25 protein-coding genes and 1 pseudogene are annotated in these 21,375 nt (G+C 44.3%); 17 read left to right on the forward strand and 9 right to left on the reverse strand.

The features are described 5' to 3' along the window. The first annotated feature begins 21 nt into the window (after positions 1–21). The 7 genes from PN836_RS19895 (at position 22) to PN836_RS19925 (ending at position 3,970) form a co-directional block, all read left to right on the forward strand. Positions 22–510, forward strand: a complete 489-nt coding sequence (locus PN836_RS19895) for a sugar O-acetyltransferase (protein WP_395341769.1) — start codon at positions 22–24, stop codon at positions 508–510. A 356-nt stretch (positions 511–866) separates the two neighbouring features. Further along, a complete protein-coding gene (locus PN836_RS19900; RefSeq protein ID WP_395341771.1) occupies positions 867–1,091 on the forward strand; it encodes a class IIb bacteriocin, lactobin A/cerein 7B family in 225 nt (74 codons plus the stop codon). Between the two features lie 80 nt (positions 1,092–1,171). Then, positions 1,172–1,351 (forward strand): IS66 family insertion sequence element accessory protein TnpA, encoded by a 180-nt coding sequence (gene tnpA, locus PN836_RS19905; RefSeq protein ID WP_395341772.1) that lies wholly within the window; start codon positions 1,172–1,174, stop codon positions 1,349–1,351. A gap of 93 nt (positions 1,352–1,444) precedes the next feature. Beyond that, a complete protein-coding gene (tnpB, locus tag PN836_RS19910; RefSeq protein ID WP_395338414.1) occupies positions 1,445–1,780 on the forward strand; it encodes an IS66 family insertion sequence element accessory protein TnpB in 336 nt (111 codons plus the stop codon). 23 nt (positions 1,781–1,803) lie between these two features. Next, positions 1,804–3,387, forward strand: coding sequence for an IS66 family transposase (gene tnpC, locus PN836_RS19915; RefSeq protein WP_395341774.1), 1,584 nt, complete (start codon positions 1,804–1,806; stop codon positions 3,385–3,387). 7 nt (positions 3,388–3,394) lie between these two features. Next, positions 3,395–3,730, forward strand: a complete 336-nt coding sequence (locus PN836_RS19920) for a hypothetical protein (RefSeq protein ID WP_395341776.1) — start codon at positions 3,395–3,397, stop codon at positions 3,728–3,730. A gap of 69 nt (positions 3,731–3,799) precedes the next feature. Further along, on the forward strand, positions 3,800–3,970 hold the full coding sequence (locus tag PN836_RS19925; RefSeq protein WP_395341778.1) for a hypothetical protein: 171 nt from the start codon (positions 3,800–3,802) through the stop codon (positions 3,968–3,970). A 101-nt stretch (positions 3,971–4,071) separates the two neighbouring features. Here PN836_RS19925 and PN836_RS19930 read toward each other — a convergent pair whose 3' ends face one another. From PN836_RS19930 to PN836_RS19950, 5 genes and pseudogenes are all read right to left on the reverse strand, one after another. Continuing rightward, on the reverse strand, positions 4,072–4,704 hold the full coding sequence (locus PN836_RS19930; RefSeq protein ID WP_395341781.1) for a hypothetical protein: 633 nt from the start codon (positions 4,702–4,704) through the stop codon (positions 4,072–4,074). A 40-nt stretch (positions 4,705–4,744) separates the two neighbouring features. After that, complete coding sequence (locus PN836_RS19935) at positions 4,745–5,476, reverse strand: hypothetical protein (RefSeq protein WP_395341783.1); 732 nt, start codon at positions 5,474–5,476, stop codon at positions 4,745–4,747. Between the two features lie 346 nt (positions 5,477–5,822). After that, on the reverse strand, positions 5,823–5,993 hold the full coding sequence (locus PN836_RS19940; RefSeq protein WP_395341785.1) for a hypothetical protein: 171 nt from the start codon (positions 5,991–5,993) through the stop codon (positions 5,823–5,825). Then, a complete protein-coding gene (locus PN836_RS19945; protein WP_395341787.1) occupies positions 5,990–6,421 on the reverse strand; it encodes an Lrp/AsnC family transcriptional regulator in 432 nt (143 codons plus the stop codon). The genes PN836_RS19940 and PN836_RS19945 overlap by 4 nt, the downstream gene beginning before the upstream one ends. A gap of 77 nt (positions 6,422–6,498) precedes the next feature. Beyond that, positions 6,499–7,359, reverse strand: a pseudogene (locus PN836_RS19950) (IS982 family transposase). Between the two features lie 199 nt (positions 7,360–7,558). Here PN836_RS19950 and PN836_RS19955 point away from each other — a divergent pair. Further along, positions 7,559–7,885, forward strand: a complete 327-nt coding sequence (locus PN836_RS19955) for a hypothetical protein (protein ID WP_395341789.1) — start codon at positions 7,559–7,561, stop codon at positions 7,883–7,885. Between the two features lies 1 nt (position 7,886). Further along, a complete protein-coding gene (locus PN836_RS19960) occupies positions 7,887–8,057 on the forward strand; it encodes a hypothetical protein (protein WP_395341792.1) in 171 nt (56 codons plus the stop codon). A gap of 94 nt (positions 8,058–8,151) precedes the next feature. Here PN836_RS19960 and PN836_RS19965 read toward each other — a convergent pair whose 3' ends face one another. Then, positions 8,152–8,583, reverse strand: a complete 432-nt coding sequence (locus PN836_RS19965; protein ID WP_395341794.1) for an Lrp/AsnC family transcriptional regulator — start codon at positions 8,581–8,583, stop codon at positions 8,152–8,154. 145 nt (positions 8,584–8,728) lie between these two features. Here PN836_RS19965 and PN836_RS19970 point away from each other — a divergent pair, with 145 nt between their 5' ends. The 5 genes from PN836_RS19970 to tyrA all read left to right on the forward strand — a co-directional run bounded on the left by PN836_RS19970 (position 8,729) and on the right by tyrA (position 14,720). Beyond that, on the forward strand, positions 8,729–9,469 hold the full coding sequence (locus PN836_RS19970; RefSeq protein ID WP_395341796.1) for a tryptophan 2,3-dioxygenase family protein: 741 nt from the start codon (positions 8,729–8,731) through the stop codon (positions 9,467–9,469). Between the two features lies 1 nt (position 9,470). Beyond that, the gene (locus tag PN836_RS19975) at positions 9,471–10,628 is read left to right on the forward strand and encodes an aminotransferase class V-fold PLP-dependent enzyme (RefSeq protein WP_395341798.1); all 1,158 of its coding nucleotides are present in this window, start codon (positions 9,471–9,473) and stop codon (positions 10,626–10,628) included. Positions 10,629–10,688: 60 nt separating this feature from the next. Next, complete coding sequence (locus PN836_RS19980) at positions 10,689–12,227, forward strand: AbgT family transporter (protein WP_395341799.1); 1,539 nt, start codon at positions 10,689–10,691, stop codon at positions 12,225–12,227. 273 nt (positions 12,228–12,500) lie between these two features. Next, a complete protein-coding gene (locus tag PN836_RS19985; RefSeq protein ID WP_395341802.1) occupies positions 12,501–13,586 on the forward strand; it encodes a 3-deoxy-7-phosphoheptulonate synthase in 1,086 nt (361 codons plus the stop codon). A gap of 57 nt (positions 13,587–13,643) precedes the next feature. Beyond that, positions 13,644–14,720: a bifunctional chorismate mutase/prephenate dehydrogenase gene (tyrA, locus tag PN836_RS19990; protein WP_395341804.1), complete on the forward strand. Its 1,077-nt coding sequence runs from the start codon at positions 13,644–13,646 to the stop codon at positions 14,718–14,720. A gap of 39 nt (positions 14,721–14,759) precedes the next feature. Here tyrA and pheA read toward each other — a convergent pair whose 3' ends face one another. The 3 genes from pheA to yciH all read right to left on the reverse strand — a co-directional run bounded on the left by pheA (position 14,760) and on the right by yciH (position 17,209). After that, positions 14,760–15,956: a prephenate dehydratase gene (gene pheA / locus PN836_RS19995; protein WP_395341806.1), complete on the reverse strand. Its 1,197-nt coding sequence runs from the start codon at positions 15,954–15,956 to the stop codon at positions 14,760–14,762. An 88-nt stretch (positions 15,957–16,044) separates the two neighbouring features. Further along, positions 16,045–16,851 carry a response regulator gene (locus PN836_RS20000; protein ID WP_395341807.1) on the reverse strand — a complete coding sequence of 269 codons (807 nt, stop codon included), beginning with the start codon at positions 16,849–16,851 and terminating at the stop codon, positions 16,045–16,047. Between the two features lie 34 nt (positions 16,852–16,885). Beyond that, complete coding sequence (gene yciH / locus PN836_RS20005; RefSeq protein ID WP_395341809.1) at positions 16,886–17,209, reverse strand: stress response translation initiation inhibitor YciH; 324 nt, start codon at positions 17,207–17,209, stop codon at positions 16,886–16,888. 310 nt (positions 17,210–17,519) lie between these two features. On the opposite strand from yciH, the gene PN836_RS20010 reads away from it, so the two are divergent. The 3 genes from PN836_RS20010 to PN836_RS20020 are packed head-to-tail and all read left to right on the forward strand — an operon-like array spanning position 17,520 to position 21,270. After that, positions 17,520–18,500 (forward strand): Fe(3+) ABC transporter substrate-binding protein, encoded by a 981-nt coding sequence (locus tag PN836_RS20010; protein WP_395341812.1) that lies wholly within the window; start codon positions 17,520–17,522, stop codon positions 18,498–18,500. Between the two features lie 48 nt (positions 18,501–18,548). Beyond that, positions 18,549–20,216, forward strand: coding sequence for an ABC transporter permease (locus tag PN836_RS20015; protein ID WP_395341814.1), 1,668 nt, complete (start codon positions 18,549–18,551; stop codon positions 20,214–20,216). Further along, positions 20,209–21,270, forward strand: a complete 1,062-nt coding sequence (locus tag PN836_RS20020; protein WP_395341816.1) for an ABC transporter ATP-binding protein — start codon at positions 20,209–20,211, stop codon at positions 21,268–21,270. The genes PN836_RS20015 and PN836_RS20020 overlap by 8 nt, the downstream gene beginning before the upstream one ends. The last annotated feature ends 105 nt before the right edge of the window (positions 21,271–21,375 follow it).

Here is a 21,375-nt window from a genome sequence, read left to right on the forward strand (position 1 = left end):
GGCGCAGATAGGATTGGCGTAATGACAGAATCTGAAAAAATGCATGCTGGCGAATGGTATTTCGCAAGCGACAAAGGTTTAAGTGCACAAAGAATGGATGCTAAGCAAGCTTGTCATGCACTGAATGCTCTCGCGCCTGACAATATTAAAGCCCGTAAACAGGCCTTAAAAGCCCTGCTGCCAAATGCAAAAGGTGCATGGATTGAGCCTAATTTCTTTTGCGATTATGGCTACAATATTCGTGCGCAAAACGGTTTATTTGTTAACCATAATGTAGTGATGCTAGATGGCGCCACTATCAATTTTGGTGCAAATGTGTTTATTGCGCCAAACGTGGTGATCTCAACAACTTCTCACCACATGGATGCGCAAAAGCGCTCGCGAGGCTTGTGCCGTTCAAAGCCCATTTGTATCGGAAACAATGTGTGGATAGGGGCAAACGTTAGCATTTTGGGTGGAGTCAATATTCCTGACAATACGGTCGTGCCTGCTGGTAGTGTGTTGCGATAACAATGAAAAATGGATTCGCCTTGCTCTGAATGAATAATCACCAAAGATAGTTTCCTCCCCGTTAGTCCATATTAAGTCTTTATAGCGACTAATTTGGCGTGCTAAAAATTATGATATTCTTTTACTATGTTTAAACAGTTTTTCGTAAGCTTAGTTCTTTGAACTTAGGGTATGTGATCATCGCGAAAGGCTTGGCTATTAAACTACGGACGTAAGTCATGTCAAAGCAGTAGCAACAATCGAGTAGTAGTGCCTACATTTTTTGCTATGTAATTTATACTTCTAAACTCATGTTCAGTAGAAGAATGTTTAAAGAATGGTAAATTTTAGCCTCTCTTAACAAACAAGGAATGATTATGAATAGCGATATTTTAGACCCACAAACATTATCAGAACAAGAGGTAGATTCAGTTCATGGCGGTCTTGGATTAGTCGGCGGTGTAATTGGTGCGGGAGCTGGAGCTGTATTTGGGTTTATATACGGAGCATCTCGAGAGGCTTTTGGTGATGGAAGCAAATCTGTTCGCGCATCAATGGCGTCGATTGCGGGCTCAGTAGTCAGCAGTGCCGTTGCGGGGTAAGCGATCAAAATAGACCGTTCTTCACCCACTCGTAAGCATAATTTAAGATCGCGTCATTGATAAATACAGGAGACCTATCAATGACCAGACGAACAAGTGAAGAATGGCAACGCCTCATCGACGAGCAAGCCGTTAGCGAGATGACAATCCAGCAGTTTTGTCAGTCGCGCAACATCAATCAATCTACGTTTTACCTGCAACGCAAAAAGCGCAGTGACAGTCACTTAGCGGTAAGCGCCATCTCAGTGGTTGCCGATTGATACGAAGTCAATGGCCTTGCCAGAAACGCGCCAATGGCAAATTGAGCTAACGCTACCAAACGGTGTCGTGCTGAATATGAGTACTGATGGCTGATGTTGTCCTCTACCAATGCACGCATTTGGTTGTATTTGGGCATTGCCGATATGCGCAAACAGTTTGACGGCTTGGCGGCCTTGGTGAAACACCAGATGCAACTGCCTGCGCATGCAGGCGATTGGTTTGTGTTTGTGAATCGTAAACGCACGATGATGAAGGTGCTGTATTATCATCAAGGTGGGTACTGTTTGTGGTCAAAACGACTGGAGCGCGGCACCTTTGCCAAGGTGGCGGGTAACGATGGCAAACTATCGCTCAATGCCGCGCAACTGCAGTGTTTAATAGATGGTATTTATTGGCAAAAAGGCAAACAAAACAAGCGACTTAAGTAGCTGAATTTGCTATACTTCGCGGCATGAAAAGCGCCTCAACCAGTATACAAAACAGCACGCATATTCCTATCGAAGAATATGAAAAAGTGCGTGCGCAAATGGCAGCATTACAGCAACAAGTTGACTGGTTTAAACGCCAATTGTTTGGGCGCAAATCAGAAAAACACATCATCGATAATCCTGACCAAGCCAACTTGTTTGGTCAAGCTCAGGATGAAGGTTTACCGTCTGCGCCTAAAAAAGCCGTCAAAGGCTATGCGCGTTCAGTCAAGCAAAAAGATGAAAATAACGTCAATGACACTGGTCTTCGCTTTACTGATGATGTACCGACAAAAGTGATTGATGTCCCATGTCCGGAGCTTGAAGGTGAAGATGCAGATAACTATGAGGTCATTGGCGTAAAAGAAAGCTATCGCTTGGCACAATTGCCAGGTAGTTATCAAATTCTCATTTACCGCAAAAATGTACTCAAGCACAAAGACAGTGGGGATATCCAATCGCCTAAGACACCACTTAACATACTAGAAGGCACGTATGCGGATGTATCATTGCTTGCTGGCCTAATGGTCGATAAAGCCGTGTATCATTTACCCCTTCATCGTCAGCATCTGCGGATGTTGCAATCGGGGGTCACGCTATCACGCGCTACCCTAATTAATTATGTTAGCCAAGGGATTGATTTACTGACCCCCATTGCCACCGCCGTGCTGAGTAATATCCTCACCGGGGGGAACATCAGTATGGATGAAACGCCGATGAAGGCGGGTCGACAATCCTCGACTCGCCGCAGCCGCACATCAAGCCAACCATCAAAAACAATGAAGCAAACGTACTTCTGGCCGATGTATGGTGAGCAAGATGAAGTGGCCTTTACCTGGTCGTCTTCTCGCGGTAAACAACATGCAATGGAGCAACTAGCAGGCTTTAACGGCACCTTGTTAAGCGATGGTTATGCGGTATATAGCCAAGTCATTGATACGCTTAATCATCAAGGTCAAACAATTACCCATGCAGCGTGCTGGGCGCACACGCGCCGCTACTTCGAAAAAGCATTGGATTATCACCCTAAAGAGGCGCAATACGCCTTGGCTGAAATACAAAAGCTATACAAGATTGAAGCGCACATACGAAAACAGGCACTTAATGCCGAGGATACCGTGCAATATCGCCTTAAACACAGTGAGCCTATCATTACTGCATTATTCAAATGGATATACGAGCAGCGCCAGAGACCTGAATTACTGCCTAAAGACCCGTTAACCAAAGCACTTGCTTATGCCTATGAGCGCCATCATGAGTTAAAAACTTACCTCACTCATGCGCAAGTCAGCATCGATACGAACCACTTGGAGAGAGCCCTGCGCGTTATCCCTATGGGAAGAAAGAATCACTTGTTCTGTTGGAGTGAACTAGGCGCAAAACAGCTTGGCGTCTTGCATACACTCACCGTGACGTGCAAATTACACAACATCAATCCGTATCACTACTTGGTGGATGTACTGCAGCGCGTCTCACAACATCCGGCAAAAGACGTTATCGATTTAACCCCTCGACGCTGGAAAGTCCTGTTCGCAGACAAACGCCTGCTCTCAGATATAGAAAAGTAAGCACACCATGACAAATAAAGACATCAAAACCACGATAGACATCAGCCATTTATCCATTGACCAACTATATATACTCAATCAATTTGTATGTGAGCGCATCGATGAGCTACAAAAGCAGCAAGACGAAGCCGCGATTGCCATCTTACGACCTGGTATGAAAGTGCAATTTACTCATGACGGCACGACAGTCACCGGCACGTTACTTAAGAAAAACCGAAAAACGGTGTTGATTGCCAACGACAACGCAAAAACACATCACAAAGTACCGGCAGGCATAGTCAGGCATATTAGCGCTGCACCACTAGACCTAAATCAAACGGTTGTAAAGAACGGTCTAAAATGATCGCTTACGCGATAGGTGGCGTTGGTGCTGGTGATTTGGTAGAAGCAAGCCTTCACAAAGCAGACTGACATGAAAATCAACTACTTCGGGTTGGCGCTAGGAATATTCGCTGGCGCTCTCGTCGGCGATCTTATGGCATCTTTTATATTGCCACAAAAATACGAGTGGGCGTCGACAGTGGTTATTGGCGTGAGCATTTGGGCGGGGGCTTATATCGGTGCATACAAACTACCGAAATAATCAAATAATCCTATGACGACTAGTCATAGGATTTATTCTTATATGAATATTTTAACTATTGAAATATCAATTTAGTTGTTCTAACTAACTGATCTGGCATATTAAACCGAGTTAGACATATTTACCAGACTACCCTCTAAAACACTTTTTCCATTAAGCAGCTTTCTTTCCATTTTGAAAGTTGCAAATGTCCCGTCATAAAACCTCACATCAACATTGAAAGAAAACTCTAGAAGGCCCGAAACATTCAAACCTAATTTAGAGGATATATTCTCGCTGACGGCTATTAAACGTTGGTTTTTTGAGAGAAATAAAGCAACAAAATCAGCTTTTTGTGGCTCATCTATGAGCTGCTTAGATGAGAGCACTGGCTTATTCACATTTTCGTCAAAAGATTCCGGAATCTCGATGATCAGCCCCTCACTTTCTGATGAAATCGTGTCATTCACAAAGTTAAGCACTGATCTTGAGTCTGAATCTACTTTTTTCGATAAGCGTTCTGTTTTCCCATAGCTGGTGCTAATCTCTTGCGTTACGTATGTTTTAGCAAGTGCACCCTCAATGTCCAAAACTACAAATTTCCCTTCTAATTTCTCCTGGTATTTGAGAAGCGATGCATAATTATCTATATCTTCACAACTTGAATTACACGCATAAACTGGAAAATCAAAATCTGAAGAATAAGACTTGATTGAAAGTAATAGTAAAAATAATAATGCTAGATGTCTAAACATGCTAAACCCCTGAGAAAAGTAGGCCTTTCGGCCTACTATTCTAGTTACATTGATACTCGAGGTCACATTCGAGGCCATCACTAGTTTCTCGACAAGACGATTTCTTTACCTTGCACTCGGGATCGGCATCTCTGTTTCCAAGTCCTTTGAACCTCACGTTCCAAAGCGCACCCAATCTAATGAATCCTGTCGCATCACTCTCGGCACTAAAAAACCAGTTACCGACGACGTTACGATTTGTTGGAACCTTGCTGCCATCTGAGAATCTCGCACTTCCTTCAATAAATTCAGCTTCACCAATTGCTATACCGTTTTGATTTTTGAATTCAATTTGGTAAGCAGCTGTAGACGAATCACTAAATTTTATGACGATTTCTGTTTGCAATTCCATTCCTGCTAATTTTTTTAACCCAAGTTCCGCAAGCTCACCCACAAAGGCTTCTAAGCTAGTTTCTAACGAAGAGTTAGTTGTCAAGTATTGTCCAATCCACTCACTAAGTTGAGGGTTTTCAATCAGCTGCCAAGCGGATGTTACGTCCCGATATCCAGCTATTCGGTTGTAATTAGTTGGTACGTCGATTGGGATTACACCAAAATCTCTCTTGTAGTCTAAATAACTAGAGCTTACAACCCTTGCTCTGTTTGTTGTTGTTACAGGTTGGACAGTTTCTACCAATTCTCCAAAATGGTCGATACTTTTAATTGCTTGATATGATCTTGGACTTCCGTTCTTTAGGTCAACAACCGAAAAAATTTCGCCTTGATTATACATTATTGAATATTCACGAGCCTTTCTTTCAACGTTTGTTCAAGCGTAGTCGCATGCGTAAACGTCTTCCGCAATTGCTTCGGTTGAATTGAGCATTATAAAGAGTGATAGTAAAAGAAAAACAACGTTAGTTTTAAAAAGTTTCATATTCATCCCTAATTCCTTTGAAATTTAACTCCAGATATTGGAAAAACCAACATAGCATCAGTAAAAAGTCTTTTCAATGTAAGTGAAGTTTAGACTTTTGCTTTGTAAACATAGATATACATGTAGATATAAAAATAAATAAATCTGTAATGTCAAACAGAGCTTGTAGCAATCGTGCACTGTCATGCACTTCGGAATTGACTTAATTGTTCAAAATACTGAAATACAACCATATTAACCAATGGTTCACCATTGCAACTTGTAAATTGGTCCAAATAGACACTTCACGAAGTCCAAGCAAAGAAACAGCGTCTCCACTATTATCGTATGGCTGGTCCAGAGTCACCGTAATTTGCACTAACCTGTCAGTCATTTGCGCGCTTTAACTTCTCTAGTCGAGATACTCGTGCTAAATCGCTGTACCCCAGGTAATCTAGATAAATCGGCACGCAGTAGCGCGTCGAATTCCAGCATGTCTTTCGCTGATACTTCCAAAATATAATCAAAATCTCCAGTTACGGCAGCGCATCGGATGACTGAGCTGTGATCAACGGCCGCTTTTTCAAAGGCTGAAGACATTGAAAAGTCGATTACCACATGGATCATAGCTCGAATTTGCATGTCCAGCTTTTGCTCGTCTACCCATGCGCCATAGCCTTTAATCACCCCAGTATCCTCCAGATGCTTCACGCGATTCCAGCAGGGCGTTTTTGACAGACCCACCTCGTCTGCAAGATCTGATAATGAAATACGTCCATCTTCTTGCAGCACTTTCAAAATTTGAATGTCTGTTTTGTCCATCTGTTCTGATCTTTTTAGTAATTTTTCAATTTCGTTCTAAATCTTTAGCATAAATTAACCTCAGATCTGCATAAGAATTAAAGCCGAGTCACATTGATACTCGGCTTTTTCATCTTAAAGGTATAAGCAATCAGTGCAGCCATGACGTTTACCATGAAAGATATACAACTGCGATGCCTGCTATGGTCAATCTGGGCTAGGTTCTTGAGTTGATCAAAGACCGTTTCGATGATGAACCGTTTCGATAGCATGGCTTTGTCCCAAGCAGACAAATTCTGAGGTTTCATGTTGCTACGTTGACCCGTAATAAAATCGATTCCCTGTTCGGCTAACTGGACTTTCAGGTTCGCGGACACATAGCCTTTATCACCATAGAGTTTACCTGTAACCTTACCCGCCATATCGGCTACAGGCTTTCTATCATCTACATTTCCTTGGGTGACTTTTACGCCAAGTAATCCGCCTTCGTCATTCATAATCAGGTGTAGCTTGAATTCATAGAACCATCCCATTGTTCCCTTGCCTCTCTCAGCTATGCCATCGAACACCTTATGACGAGGAATGCATAAGTTATGGCAAACTTTGAGTGTCGTGGAGTCAATAAACGCAATACCAGTGGGCTTTGAAAAACGTTGCTTCAAATAGCTACACAAGGCAGGTAAAACGGTTTGTAGCAGTTTTAGCATGTGGGTATAGCTGACTAACTCAGGAAAATACTCTTGCCAATAGCGACTGACAAACTGTGTGTAATACGTTTTGAAATCACGAAAACCGGAGTGGTGGAAGGCAATGAGAATAGTCATTACTTCACTGGAGGTCAGGCGAAACGGTTAGTTCCGCTGCTTTTCTCCTATCTCAATTAGATGAGCCCGCCACTTTGGTTCAAACAGTAAATTAAAATCATCGACATCAACGTAAATTGCTTCTAAATTAGTAATCATGCCCTTGCCTCAGGTGTTCTTTCTTTTTTCGTCGAAAGATCTGATCACCGCAAGGGCATTTCGTTCACTTTTCTTATGCGCAGCTCAGGTTAAGTATCATTTTATTTTGGTACCGGATAATTCTGGACTCTTGTTCAGTCGAGAAATCTTTAAAAAGTGATAAATTTGAGTTGCTCTTAACAAACAAGGAATGATTATGAAGAAAGATAATATTGAAACACAAACACTCTCAGAACAGGAAATCGATTCAGTTTACGGAGGTTTTGGATTCGTTGGCGGGGCAATTGGAGCGGGAGCAGGCGCCGTATTTGGTTTTGTGTATGGAGCGTCCAGAGAAGCGTTTGGAGACGGAAGTAAATCGGTACGTGCGTCGATGGCATCAATTGCTGGTTCAGTTGTAAGCGGAGCCGTTGCAGGTGCTTCTATTGGATCTGGGGTCGGAGTGGCAGGTGCCGTTGCAACTTCAATCGGTGGTTTGGCTGCTGGTGATATAATTGAAGCGAGTCTTTATCAAGCAGATTAATATGAAAATCAATTATTTCGGATTGGCACTAGGTCTGGTTTTTGGCGCTTTAGTTGGAGATCTCTTTGTTTCTTTCGTATTACCGCAAGACTATAGTTGGGCAACTAATGCTATTGTTGGTTTAGGAATGTGGGCAGGAGGGTATATCGGCGCGCGCAAACTCCCGAAATAATATCGTTTGGGATGAGAGATAAGGAAGCGTAGAGTGAAACATGTGTGTTCAATGATAATGATCTAGCGCTCCCTCCTCTCTTTTAGGTTTTCAATTACCGACGCGCTTTCACTTCCCGAGTCGAAATACTCGTGCTAAATCGCTGAACCCCCGGAAGTCTAGATAAATCTGCACGTAATAGCGAGTCGAATTCCAGCATATCTTTCGCTAATACTTCCAAAATGTAATCAAAATCGCCAGTTACGGCAGCGCACCTTATAACTGAGCTATGCTTAATGGCAGCTTGTTCAAACTCTTCGGACATGGAAAAGTCTATCACTACGTGAATCATTCCTCGAATTTGCATGCCAAGTTTTCGTTCGTCTATCCGAGCGCCGTATCCTGTAATAACACCCATTTCTTCTAAATGCTTCACACGATTCCAACAAGGTGTTTTAGTGAGGCCCACTGCATTTGCAAGGTCTGAGAATGAAATACGTCCGTTTCGTTCTAACAAGGAAATGATTTTGGTGTCGATTTTATCCATTTGTTCTAACTTTAAAATAGTTACAATACTTTTGTTCTTAATAATTAGCACAAATCAGAATAATAGGAAACAATGTCCCGCGCTATATCGTGCATACTAATGGTCAACATAGGGTTTAAATGTTTTCATACTAGGTGAATGACATATGCAGCGAAAAGAATACTTCGACATTATCGAACAACCAGAAATGCTGGATTACGGAGTGTATTTACAATGCGATAAGCTCTTGGCTTGTCAAAAACCGTTGAATGACTTGTGCACGGCCGATGAACTGCAATTTCAAATCGTGCATCAAGTCGAAGAGCTTTGGATGAAGTTAATGGCTTTCTCACTGGTTGAAATCCTCGATTATATGAAAGCGAAACAGTCCCATCGCATTTTGACGCTGTTTAAACGCGTACATGCTTTGCAGCGCATGATGATTGAACAACTCGACGTGCTAGAAACCATGTCGCCAAAAGAATATCAGCAAATTCGACTACAGCTGGGTAACGGCAGCGGTCAGGAGTCACCGGGATTTAGACTACTTCTCAAAATTCCACCTGATTTGTGGGAGCATTTTGAAACATACTATCTGGATGAAGGTGCACTAAGCGTGCAACAGATTTATGATGACGAGTATTCCCATGATGAGCGGTACGCCGTGGCAGAGGCACTCATAGAGTTCGATGAGTTATTTCAGCGCTTTAGATGGCGTCATTTGTTCTTAATTAATCGCTCAATCGGTATTTCAGCTAAGTCACTTAAAGGTCGCCCTGTAGATTTACTCAAACGTGGGGCAAGTCAACAGTTTTTCCCTGAGCTTTGGAATGTGAGAAGCGAAATGACGGACTCGTGGGGCAGTGAACATGGCGTAAAACGCTCCTCCATCAGCGGCAAATCTTAATATGAACGGGCACAAAAAGTCTGCATCAATCAACGAGCGTGATGATGCATTCATCAAGCCTGATGGAGTTTATTTGTTAAACCACTCGGCCGGACCATTGACTCATGCAAGCGTGCAGGCAAATAACAAATATTTACAGTTGTGGCAAGAAAAAGGCGGTGATGCTTGGCCGCATTGGCTTGATGAACTAAATACTTTTTCAGTCAATCTAGCCCAATTATTGCACTGTGATCCTGCTACCGTATGTCCACAACCAAGTGTCTCAATGGGCTTTACGCAATGGCTCACTGCGCTGTGTACACTGCGTGACAGCCAAGGCTCGTCATATCGGCACCGCAAACACATTATCATGCATCGCAGTGCATTCCCTTCGCTTGGCTTTGTGGTAGAGGGTTTGGCAAAGCGCCATGGCTTGGAGTTGGTACTGCTTCAAGGCCCAGTGAACGATTTAGATGCTTGGCGTGAAGCCATGGAAAATCCGTCAGCGCTGTGTTGTTTATTCACCCATGTGCACTCAAATACGGGCGAAGTAAGCGATATCGCTTCGCTAAGCGAACTGTGTAAAGCGCACAAGGTATACTGTGCCGTGGATATTGCGCAGTCAGTGGGGATTATGCCAATCAATTTAGCTAAGTGGCAGGCCGATGCAATATTTGGTTCATGTATTAAATGGTTGAGCGGCGGCCCAGGAGCAGGGTTTTTGATCAATAACCTACCCATTTCGCGCAATTTCATGCCTGATCACCTTGGCTGGTTCTCTCATCAAAATCCCTTTGAGTTTGACATCGAACATTTTGTTGAAGCGAAAAATGCCAGCGTGTTTTTAGGCGGAACGCCCAGCGTGCAGCCTTTCATGGTAGCTAGCGCCTCGATAAAGGTAATTAGCGAGATGGGCGTTGAAAATAGACTCGCATGGACAAAGCAGCTGCAAAAAATGCTGATGAGTCAGTTGGACGCAAAGTTTCAACAAAATCTCGAACAAATAGGCGGGACGCTTTGTATTGATTTACCACAAGCCAATCTAAATGGAATTCAATACGCACTATCAGAAGCCGACATAAAATGCGATTTCAGAGCAAGCGTAGTTCGCTTGTCCTTTAACTCGCTCAACACAGAAGAAGACATCGCCTTAGTTGCCAATTGCTTGCAATCTCGCTGAGTTCTCGCATAATCAAGTTTCGAAACAAAATAAATAATAAAAATTTCGGAGCAGCCTAGGATGGAACAAGCTAAATCAACGTGGGTAACCCGTGCCCTCGATAAAGTGGAAGTTGTCGGGAATAAACTTCCCGACCCGGCTATCATATTCTTTATATGTTTGCTGATCATTTGGGTATGCTCAGCCATATTCTCACAATTCACGTTTGCCGCAATTGACCCAAGAACCGGCGAAGCCATCGTTATCAACAATTTGCTTACCGGCGCATCGCTTGCCGACTTTATGAGCCGTATGGTTACGATTTTTACTGGCTTTGCGCCATTGGGCGTAGTACTGGTCGCGATGTTAGGCGTTGGCGTTGCTGAACACTCTGGTTTTATCAGCGCAGGTTTAAAGCGTATGTTAGACGGCACGCCGAAAAAGCTATTAACCCCAATGGTGGTGCTGGTGGCTATTGTGAGCCATACCGCAACTGATGCAGGCTATGTTTTGGTTATTCCTTTGGCAGGCGTCATTTTCTACGCAATGGGGCGCCACCCACTAGCAGGCATAGCCGCCGCTTTTGCTGGCGTAAGCGGCGGATTTTCGGCGAATTTTGTGCCCTCGGCTATCGATCCTTTGCTACAAAGTTTCACTCAAGAAGCCGCACGCATTGTTGACCCCGCCATTATGGTGAACCCTTTAAACAACTGGTTTTTCAACTCAGCGTCGTCACTGCTGGTGATCGGGATTGCTTGGTATCTAACCGACAAAGTCATTGAGCCGCGTTTGAAGAATGTAGAAGTAGACGGAGACCCAGACGAAATACCAAAATTCGAAGACCTTGATCCCAAACAAACACGCGCACTTCGATGGGCAACCGGCTCCATGGTATTGGGCATCGTATTATTAGTTGCGGTGCTAGTGCCTGAAAATTCCCCTATGCGCGATGCTGATGGCGTGCTGACCAGTTTTACAGCGCCCGCAATGCAGTCCATAGTGCCTATCATCTTTTTACTCTTTCTTATGCCGGGTGTGGTATACGGATATATGTCAGGTACCTTCACGTCCACCAAAGACATGATAGACACGATGACCAAAGCCATGCAGGGAATGAGCTACTACATTGTAATGGCCTTTTTCTGCGCGTTGTTTATTGATGCATTCGGTAAATCCAACTTAGGTGCTCTAATGGCACTTGAAGGGGCTGAGGCATTGAAATCGCTATCCTTACCGCCAATGATCACAATTGTTGGCATCGTATTTTTAACCGCATTTGTCAACTTATTTGTCGGCTCTAGCTCGGCTAAATGGGCCTTACTCGGCCCTATCTTTGTGCCTATGTTGATGCAGTTAAATATTTCACCTGACCTTACGCAGATTGCCTACAGGGTAGGAGATTCATCCAGTAACATTGTTACGCCTTTGCTACCTTATTTCCCACTTGTGGTGGTATATTGCCAGCGTTATGTGAAGTCGACTGGGATTGGTACTTTACTATCCATGATGCTGCCTTTCTGTATTACCTTGCTTATTTGCTGGACGAGTTTCTTGTTGCTCTATTGGGCCATTGGACTGCCCCTGGGTGTTCAGGCTAGCTATATTTATCCTGCGCCTTAAAGCAATATTCAGCTACATTCGCAGTGCTTATAGTCCGAATTAGCAAATAATTCGGACAAAAGCATTGCTGTTGCTGTGGATGTTTGTTAAAACGCTAGCAACGATGATAAACACACAAAACCATCGATTCGCAGTAAGGGACACATCATTTCCGACAGAAAGTAGCCTGCCGCCAAAATGAACTTGGCGCTTGATACATGAATAACAACAGTATCTTTACTAAAAATAAATATCGCGCTTATCCAGCGCACATAGAATGACAATCATACTCACATGCAAAAAGACAGTGTAAACAATTTACATGTTGCCTCGGAACAAGTCTTGGTAACACCTGAGCAGCTATCACAAGAGCTTCCCGCTAGCGACAAAGCCCTAAATTACGTAAAAAGCGCCAGAAGCGTGATTTCAGATATTATTCACGGAAACGATCACCGTTTACTGGTAGTTTGCGGGCCATGCTCCATTCACGACGTTGACGCGGCAAAAGAATACGCTTTAAAACTCAAAGAGCTTCACGAATCTTGCAAAGATACTTTATATCTCGTGATGCGCGTTTATTTTGAAAAACCTCGCACCACTACTGGCTGGAAAGGGCTCATTAATGACCCACATATTGATGATTCTTTCGACATCGATACTGGCATTCGCCGCGCCAGAGAGTTACTGAACTTTTTAGCTGAACTGGAAATACCCGTAGCAACAGAAGCTTTAGATCCCATTAGTCCTCAATATTTGTCTGAGTTTTTTGCTTGGGCAGCCATTGGTGCGCGAACCTCAGAATCGCAAACCCACCGTGAGATGGCCAGCGGCCTATCCATGCCGGTAGGCTTCAAAAATGGCACGGATGGCTCATTAGATATTGCTATTAACGCGTTAAAATCAGCCGCCTCAGGTCATAGCTTTATGGGTATTAATAAACAAGGCCAAGTCAGCATCATCAAAACAGAGGGTAATCCCGACGGGCATATTATTTTGCGAGGCGGCAAGCAGCCAAATTACGATTCTGTATGCGTTGCCCAATGTGAAGAGGATTTAAAAGCAGCAAATGTCACTGCGCCGCTTGTGGTGGATTGCTCTCATGCGAATTCAGCAAAGGACTATCGACGCCAGCCTTTGGTTGCCGAAAACGTGGTCAATCAAATTTTAGAGGGCAATCAGTCTATCATTGGCATCATGCTGGAAAGCCATTTGGTGGCAGGCAATCAAGGCACTAAAGGCAAAACGGCTGAGCAACTCACTTACGGACTATCGATCACCGACGGCTGTATTGATTGGGAACAAACCCAAAAAGCGATAGTGGCTGCCCGCGAGAAGTTAATTACTGTGCTTCCCCTACGAATGCAAAAGCGAGAGGCATAGTTTCTGAGTAACTTAGACCAACTGCGACAGCAAATTGATAGCATCGATAGCGAGCTTGTGGCTTTGCTACAAAGGCGTGGTCAAGTCACAAAAAAAATTGGCGAGCTTAAGAGCAAACAAGCTATGCCAATTTATGTGCCTGAACGTGAGAAGGCTTTAATTGAGGCTAGACGCAAAGAGGCTGAAGCGCTTGGCGTATCGCCAGATTTGATTGAGGACATTCTCAGGCGCATGATGCGAGATTCGTATCATTCTCAGCACGCCAAATATGCATGTGTGAATAATGACATCGAAAAAGTCGTGATACTGGGCGGTGGCGGCGCATTGGGCAAGGTACTGGTTTCCTTATTTAAAAACAGCGATTACCCTGTTGAGGTGCTAGAACAAGCAGACTGGCCAAACGCAGCAAATATACTAAAAGACGCAGATTTAGTGATGGTTGCCGTGCCAATTAATAGCACATGCGAAATCATTGAAGCTCTCCCCAGCTTAAAACCTAGCTGTATACTCGCGGATGTCACTAGTATCAAACAAGCACCGTTAGATGCCATGATGCAAGTACACTCAGGCCCGGTCGTAGGTTTACATCCCATGTTTGGCCCAGACTCGCCAGGCATGATTAAACAAGTGGTTGTAGTATGTGAGGGAAGGCGGCCAGAGCAATACCAATGGTTGCTCGATCAAATGTCGCTTTGGGGCGCATCGCTATATCACAGCAGTGCGCAAGAGCACGATCACGCCATGGCCTACATACAAGTCATGCGCCACTTTTCTACTTTCGTATATGGCCAGCACCTTCAGCAAGAAAACCCAAAACTAGAAGAGTTAGTCGCGTTCAGCTCGCCCATTTACCGTCTCGAACTGGCCATGGTAGGCAGGCTATTCGCACAAGCGCCTGAACTATATGCGGATATCATTTTTAGCAACGAGCAAAGCGTTGACTTACTTAAAGGGTTCAACCGGCGTTTTGAAGATGCTATTTCGCTGCTCGAATCGGGAGACAAAAAAGGCTTTGTTGAGCGCTTTAAACAAACTGCACAATGGTTTGGTGATTACGCGAAAGTGTGCATGGTAGATAGTAAAAAGTTGCTGTTGAAAGCGGATGATAGTCACTTGCTTCGCAAGCTTAAGTAGTCATTCCGCGATATAAATCGTAATACTCATATTTAATGATTATTTCTCGGTAAGCGCATTCACTGCGGCAACTTTTGTGGGGGATACTTCCTCTACTGGATAGCAACCCAGGACTTTGAAATAGCGTGTCATGCCGCGAAGCGTATCAATGGCTTGCTGAACCGGGCCGTCTTCAATATTGCCCTCCATATCGACATAAAACATCTCCTCCCATGGATTACCATTAATTGGACGCGATTCCAATTTGGTCATGTTGATATTGTTTTGCTTCAATACTGTTAACGCATCCACCAAAGCACCAGGGGTTTGTACTGTAGACATAATAACTGTCGTTTTCGCCGGCACTTGCAACGGCACTTTTATGGCATTGCTTGCTACTACAATAAAGCGACTGTGGTTTTCTTTCTGGTTAGCCAAGTTAGATTTTAATGCTCTAAGATTATAAAGCTTCCCCCCCGCTTCCGAGCCAATAGCCGCGACATTTGGGCTTTGTAATTCGTTAACGGTCAACATTGCAGAAGAACTGCTGTCGCAAGGTTTGATTTCAAGATTCCCTAGCTCTGCTAAATAATGGCTGCACTGAGTAAATACCTGAGGATGTGCATAGAGCGTTCTAATATTTTGCAATTCCACAGGCGCTTCCAGGTCATTGTGAACCAGCAAAGCGTGGTTTATCGGGTGAGTGAGTTCTCCAATGATGCTTAATCGCGTATGCTGAAGTTGGTCGTAGACCTCGTTTATGCTACCCGATGATGTATTTTCAATCGGCAAAACCGCAAAGTCGGCTTCACTACTTTCTACTTTCTGTATGATTTCGGCAAAACTGCTGCATCCTATTTCCATCAGCTCACCGCTTCTTCTGGCAAAGTACTTTTGCGTGGCAAGATAGCTGTAAGACCCCTTTTCACCCAAAAACGCAACGCGGTTTAACGGAAATTGTGATTCAGGATTCGCCCACTGAGATAGCATAGACTGCTGATTGAGCACGCTATCTTCAATAATGACGTGAAATAATTTAGTGACAAAATGCGGGTCTAGCCCTACCGATTGGCCTTGCTTAATTAAGCGTACCAGTAACTGCTCTTCGCGCGCTTGGTCACGCACCGGTATGTGGTTTTTAACTTTCGTTTTCGCTACCTGCATCGTCAGGGTTTGACGTTTAGCAATGATTTCAAGTAACGATTGATCGGTATCGGTGATTGCTTTGCGCAATGCTTCTAATTCTTCAGTAGACAAGTCAATTCCCTAGTGTCACATTCACTTTATTCAGCTGTACCAGCCGAGCTTGCCTCGAATGTATGCAAGCAGGTCATTGATGTCAATGCTAATCTGCGTGATCGAGCAATCTCGCTAAGATGTTACGCACTTCATCCGATTCAAAGGGTTTGTCGCAAAGCGCATTCACACCTGTTTGTTGAATATTTGTCATGTGGGTAGAGTTGGTCGACTCTGAAGTCACCATAATAATGGGAATATGCGTGGTTTCTGGGTTGAATCGAATAAACTCAGAGAGCTCACGTCCATCCATTTCTGGCATGTTGTAGTCGGTTACCACTAAATCGAAGGCTTGGTCTTTCAAAAAAGTAAGCGCGTGCGCACCGTTTTCTGCCTCAGTAATAGCCTCAATGCCCATGTTTTCAAGAACACGCCTAATATGATTACGCGCAAGTCGGCTGTCATCTACCAACAAGACTCGAACGTCTCTAATGTCGAACAGGCTTAAATCGAGTTCTTCAGTATTCAATAGCTGCAGGCTGGCGTTGAGCCCGCGTTGCAAGTGAATAGGCTCAAAAGGCTTAGGTAAAATCGCGGCCACGCCCGATTGCTTGAAGTTTTCCAACTTCTTGAGGCTACTTTCACTGGATACCAACATAAAGGGAATATTACTCGTCGCGTTTTCTGCTTTTAAGTGTTGCAAAATATCAAGTCCGCTACCATCTGCCAAATACATGGCGCTAACAACAACATCAACATTGTGCTTTTGGATTTCATGCTTCGCTTGCGCCACATTTTTGACAATGTCGACACCGTTCACATCTTCTTTATTAAGCAGCGATTTAATAATTTTCGCTTGTGTATCAGACGGTTCTACTAGCAATATGTGTAAATCAGAAATCGACAAAGTTTGCATTCAGTTCTCTCTTGTAACCCTAAGCTAAAGCTGGCTATCCGCCAGCGAGTTTTACTTTATAACCTTGTTGCTCAAGTAGTTGTTTAAGCTTTTCTCGGACATCGCCTTGGATTTCAATGGTGAAGTCTTTGACTGAGCCTCCGCATCCACACTGTTTTTTCAGTGTTGAACAAAGCGACTTAAGTTCATCTTTCGATAAGGGCAATCCTTCAATACTGCTGACGCCTTTACCTTTTTTTCCTTTAGTAATGCGTTTGATACGCACAATGCCGTCGCCTTTTGGCGCAGAACTCGTTTCGCGGTCGTCTTGTTTTATGCGTCCCGTATCGGTCGAATAAACTAATCTTGAGTTGTTCATGGTTATCTCACTTGGGATGTATTAGCAATTTAGATGCCAAGCATTTTTCCAATGCTAAGATCAACAGGCCCCACATATATGCTTATGAATTACAATGGTATTGAGATGCTACAATAAAGCTCAAAGCCTTTTTACATTTTTTTGATTCGCTTATAAAACTGTTGAAAGAAATATGATACTATTTTCTAAATGAGACGTATTATCAATAACGAAAAATGATATGCCAAGGCATGAATATTTACTTAACAATAACTGGAGGTGGGTTATCAAAAGTTTTACGTTTGCTTTATATACTTTATGTGTAGGAGTGATGCTTGGAACAACGGCGAACAGCTTCGCAGATGAAGTTAACGTGTATTCGGGGCGTCAAGAGGCCTTAATAAAGCCATTGCTAGACGAGTTTACTGAACGCACGAATATAAAAGTAAACTTGGTGACCGGAAAGGGCGATGCACTGATTAGTAGACTTAGCTCAGAAGGTGAGCTTAGCCCGGCTGACCTGATCTTAATGGCGGATGCGGGACGCTTAGTCAGAGCCAACAAAATGGGACTGACGCAGAGTATTGAAAGTGCGGTGATATTGCAACGAGTGCCGCAAGCATTACGTGCAAGCAACAACCATTGGATAGCGCTTACCAAACGTGCTCGCCCAATCATGTACGTGAAGGGCAAAGTTGACCCCGTTAGCATAAGCTCTGTCCAAGATTTAGGCGACGAATCCTTGAAAGGGCAAATTTGTATTCGCTCATCAAGCAACATCTACAATCAATCCATGCTGGCCTCTATGATTATGCTCAACGGCGAAAACGAAACCCGCGAGTGGGCAAAAGGGGTGGTAAAGAACTTTGCTCGCACGCCTAAAGGCGGTGACCGAGACCAAATTAAAGCGATTGTTGCGGGTGAATGTAATTTTGCAGTTGCCAATACGTATTATCTTGGCGGCATGTTAGCGTCGCAAGACGATGAAACACGTGAGATTGCTGAACAAGTGGGCGTTATTTGGCCCGATCAAGAGGGGCAAGGCACGCACGTAAATGTGTCAGGTGCTGCCATCACAAAATATGCGCAAAACAAAGACGAAGCACAAATGCTGTTGAGTTTCATGCTAGAAGAAGCGTCACAGCGTTGGTATGCCGAAGTTAATCACGAATACCCTATTATTGAAGGGGTGAAATGGAGTGATGAGCTGACGTCTCTGGGTAAGTTTAAAGCGCAAAGCATCGATTTAGAACGCATGGGAGAGCTCAATGCACAGGCGCTTAAGCTGATGGATCAAGCCGGCTGGAGATAAGTCATCCAATCCAAAAGGCGCAAAAGCCCGTTTCTACAGACTTCGGTAGTGCTGTTAAGTGCACTGATTGTTTTACCGCTACTGGTTGTCGCCAGTAGCGTTTTTGTATTCGATACAGAACTTTGGGCGCATGTGTTCGCAACCGTACTGTCGGATTATGTCATCAATTCAATTGTGTTGGCTGCAAGTGTGGGTATTGGAACCATTATTGTCGGGACATACCTTGCTTATATTATGGTGAATTTCGAGTTTGTGGGAAAATCGATGCTCACCTGGCTAATTTTGCTTCCCCTTGCTATGCCAGCCTATATTATCGCGTATACCTATACTGGCATTCTTGATTTTTCTGGGCCTTTACAAAGCTTTTTACGGGACACATTTGAATGGACGAGAGCTGACTATCAGTTTTGGGACGTGCGTTCTTTAAGCGGCGCTATCGCGATGATGATTTTAGTGTTTTACCCCTATGTGTATATCCTTGCGCGCACCGCCTTTGCAGAGCAGTCTTATTCACTTTATAAGGTAAGTCAGCTTGCTGGACTCTCGCGCTTAGCGCATCTGCGAAAAGTTGCCTTTCCACTTGCTCGCCCAGCTATCGTTACTGGTGCGTCGCTTGCAATGATGGAAGCATTCGCTGACTATGGAACCGTAGCGTATTTTGGCGTGAGCACCTTTAGTACCGGAATATTCAGAACCTGGTTTGGGATGGGAAACGTGCAAGGCGCCGCGCAACTCGCCAGTTTACTTTGCTTATTCGTTTTGGTCTTGCTTATTCTGGAAAAGCGAGGCCGCAGAGACGCTGCACACTATGTGAACGTTTCTGGCTCAGCAAACGCAGCAAAACATGTTCATAAAGTATCAAGCTTTAAAGGCCTTGCTTTGTTTGTGCTATGTCTGTTGCCCGCAGCATTAGGGTTTATCATTCCCTTTATCCAGCTTGCAATATGGAGTATTCAATTCGCTGATGTGGGAGACTTGGGCGCATTTACCGATCTTGTGGTGAACACTTTTTATCTCGCGTTTTTAGGTGCGCTCATTATCGTGGCAATAGCGCTTTTGGTATCCTATGCCAAAAGAATGCTGCCAAATAAAATCAATCAAACCGCTGAGCAAATGCTCTCGCTCGGTTATGCACTACCCGGTATTGTAATTGCCGTTGGCGTATTGATGGTTGCAGGCTTTTTCGACAGGCAACTTAATGCCTTCACTATGTTGGTGTTTGACTACCGTCCCGGTCTTGTGGTGTCGGGCGGTGTGGCAATTCTGATCTTTGCCTATGCTGTGCGCTTTGTGAGTGTTGCGCTACAAAACACCGAAACGGGGCTTGCGCGTATTTCGCCCAAAATGGACAGTGCCGCTTTGTCGATGGACGGACGAAGTGAACGTTTGTTGCGACGCATTCACGTCCCATTGCTGTCTGGTTCGTTGTTAAGTGCATTGTTACTCGTGTTTGTGGACATTTTAAAAGAACTGCCTGCCACTCTTGTGCTTAGACCTTTCAATTTTAACACCCTCGCGGTGAGAGCATACGAGCTAGCGTCTGACGAGCGGCTTATTGATGCTGCTTTACCTGCAATCAGTATCGTATTGGTCGCACTCATTCCCGTAATGTTACTCACGCATCAAATGACTAAGCAAAGCGACCGCTCCAGTCACAAAGTGCGCCCTACACAGCCAAACGATACGAATAAAGGCAGGTCAGTGAAGTATGCTTGAAGTACAAAGCTTAAGTCTGAACTACGACGATACAACTGTGCTCAGTGAGGTCAGTTTTTCCTTAAGTGCTGGCGAAATCGCCTGCGTGCTTGGTCCATCAGGTTGCGGAAAAACAACGCTCTTACAATCTATTGCAGGTTTTCATGTGCCAAGCCACGGTCAAATCCACATCGACGGTCAAATTGTTGCGAGTGACGATACTGACCTTGCACCTGACAAACGAGGCATCGGCGTGGTGTTCCAAGACTTTGCCTTGTTCCCTCATATGAGCGTACAAAAGAACGTTGAGTATGGCCTACATAAACTGAGTGCAGATGAGAGAAAGGCGCGCGCGCTCGACATGCTTGAGCGAGTCGATTTGGCCGAATATTCACAAAGCTTTCCTCATGAGCTATCAGGCGGTCAGCAGCAGCGTGTTGCCATTGCAAGAGCCGTTGCACCAAAGCCACGACTGCTGCTGTTAGACGAACCTTTTTCAAGCCTTGATCCAGAACTACGTGAACGGCTAGCGGTAGAAATACGCAATATTATCAAGCGTTTGGGGATCACTGCGCTGATGGTGACCCATGACCAACACGAAGCCTTTGCGATGGCCGACAAAATAGGCATCTTTGCACATGGACACTGTCAGCAGTGGGATACCGCTTATAAACTATACCATGAACCCAACACGCGTTTTGTGGCCGACTTTATCGGCGAGGGTGTGTTTGTGCCTGGCACCGTGGAAGAAAGTGCAGGGCAGTTATTCGTCAACACCGCGCTAGGGCGCTTAGATTTAAATCAGCAACACAGTTTTGCCGCAGGCCAAACGCTTGATGTATTAATTCGCCCTGACGATCTTTCATTAAACGCAGCAAGCAAAATCGCCACAAGCTTGACTGCCTCTGTACTCGACCGCCGATTCAGAGGTGCCAGCATTCTGTACAAATTAGTGCTTAAGGACGAAAACCAAAAACTGCTTTGCCTTGCGCCCAGTCATCAAGATTTTAAGGTGGGTGAGCGTGTTTCTTTGCGTTTGGATATTGAGCACTGTATCTGTTTTACAAAGGCGTAATTCACGCTTCCTAGTCGCCAAAATCTTATTTGCGCGATGCTAATTATAGGCTTTAAGTAAGCCCTCAAGCTAAGTCATTAAATAGATACCAAAATAAGTGCCGAA

It is taken from the genome of Ningiella algicola, assembly GCF_028401415.2.
GTDB lineage: Bacteria > Pseudomonadota > Gammaproteobacteria > Enterobacterales > Alteromonadaceae > Glaciecola.

Coding starts and splice junctions, on each gene's coding strand:
- tnpB (WP_395338414.1), top strand. CDS start 1,445: ATGTTGTCCTCTACCAATGCACGCATTTGGTTGTATTTGGGCATTGCC.
- PN836_RS19955 (WP_395341789.1), top strand. CDS start 7,559: ATGAAGAAAGATAATATTGAAACACAAACACTCTCAGAACAGGAAATC.
- PN836_RS19920 (WP_395341776.1), top strand. CDS start 3,395: ATGACAAATAAAGACATCAAAACCACGATAGACATCAGCCATTTATCC.
- PN836_RS19930 (WP_395341781.1), bottom strand. CDS start 4,704: ATGTTTAGACATCTAGCATTATTATTTTTACTATTACTTTCAATCAAG.
- yciH (WP_395341809.1), bottom strand. CDS start 17,209: ATGAACAACTCAAGATTAGTTTATTCGACCGATACGGGACGCATAAAA.
- PN836_RS20010 (WP_395341812.1), top strand. CDS start 17,520: ATGCTTGGAACAACGGCGAACAGCTTCGCAGATGAAGTTAACGTGTAT.
- PN836_RS19945 (WP_395341787.1), bottom strand. CDS start 6,421: ATGGACAAAACAGACATTCAAATTTTGAAAGTGCTGCAAGAAGATGGA.
- PN836_RS20000 (WP_395341807.1), bottom strand. CDS start 16,851: ATGCAAACTTTGTCGATTTCTGATTTACACATATTGCTAGTAGAACCG.
- PN836_RS19980 (WP_395341799.1), top strand. CDS start 10,689: ATGGAACAAGCTAAATCAACGTGGGTAACCCGTGCCCTCGATAAAGTG.
- PN836_RS19970 (WP_395341796.1), top strand. CDS start 8,729: ATGCAGCGAAAAGAATACTTCGACATTATCGAACAACCAGAAATGCTG.
- tnpA (WP_395341772.1), top strand. CDS start 1,172: ATGACCAGACGAACAAGTGAAGAATGGCAACGCCTCATCGACGAGCAA.
- PN836_RS20020 (WP_395341816.1), top strand. CDS start 20,209: ATGCTTGAAGTACAAAGCTTAAGTCTGAACTACGACGATACAACTGTG.
- tnpC (WP_395341774.1), top strand. CDS start 1,804: ATGAAAAGCGCCTCAACCAGTATACAAAACAGCACGCATATTCCTATC.
- PN836_RS19895 (WP_395341769.1), top strand. CDS start 22: ATGACAGAATCTGAAAAAATGCATGCTGGCGAATGGTATTTCGCAAGC.
- PN836_RS19935 (WP_395341783.1), bottom strand. CDS start 5,476: ATGTATAATCAAGGCGAAATTTTTTCGGTTGTTGACCTAAAGAACGGA.
- PN836_RS19925 (WP_395341778.1), top strand. CDS start 3,800: ATGAAAATCAACTACTTCGGGTTGGCGCTAGGAATATTCGCTGGCGCT.
- PN836_RS19965 (WP_395341794.1), bottom strand. CDS start 8,583: ATGGATAAAATCGACACCAAAATCATTTCCTTGTTAGAACGAAACGGA.
- PN836_RS19940 (WP_395341785.1), bottom strand. CDS start 5,993: ATGACTGACAGGTTAGTGCAAATTACGGTGACTCTGGACCAGCCATAC.
- PN836_RS19960 (WP_395341792.1), top strand. CDS start 7,887: ATGAAAATCAATTATTTCGGATTGGCACTAGGTCTGGTTTTTGGCGCT.
- PN836_RS19975 (WP_395341798.1), top strand. CDS start 9,471: ATGAACGGGCACAAAAAGTCTGCATCAATCAACGAGCGTGATGATGCA.
- PN836_RS19985 (WP_395341802.1), top strand. CDS start 12,501: ATGCAAAAAGACAGTGTAAACAATTTACATGTTGCCTCGGAACAAGTC.
- PN836_RS19900 (WP_395341771.1), top strand. CDS start 867: ATGAATAGCGATATTTTAGACCCACAAACATTATCAGAACAAGAGGTA.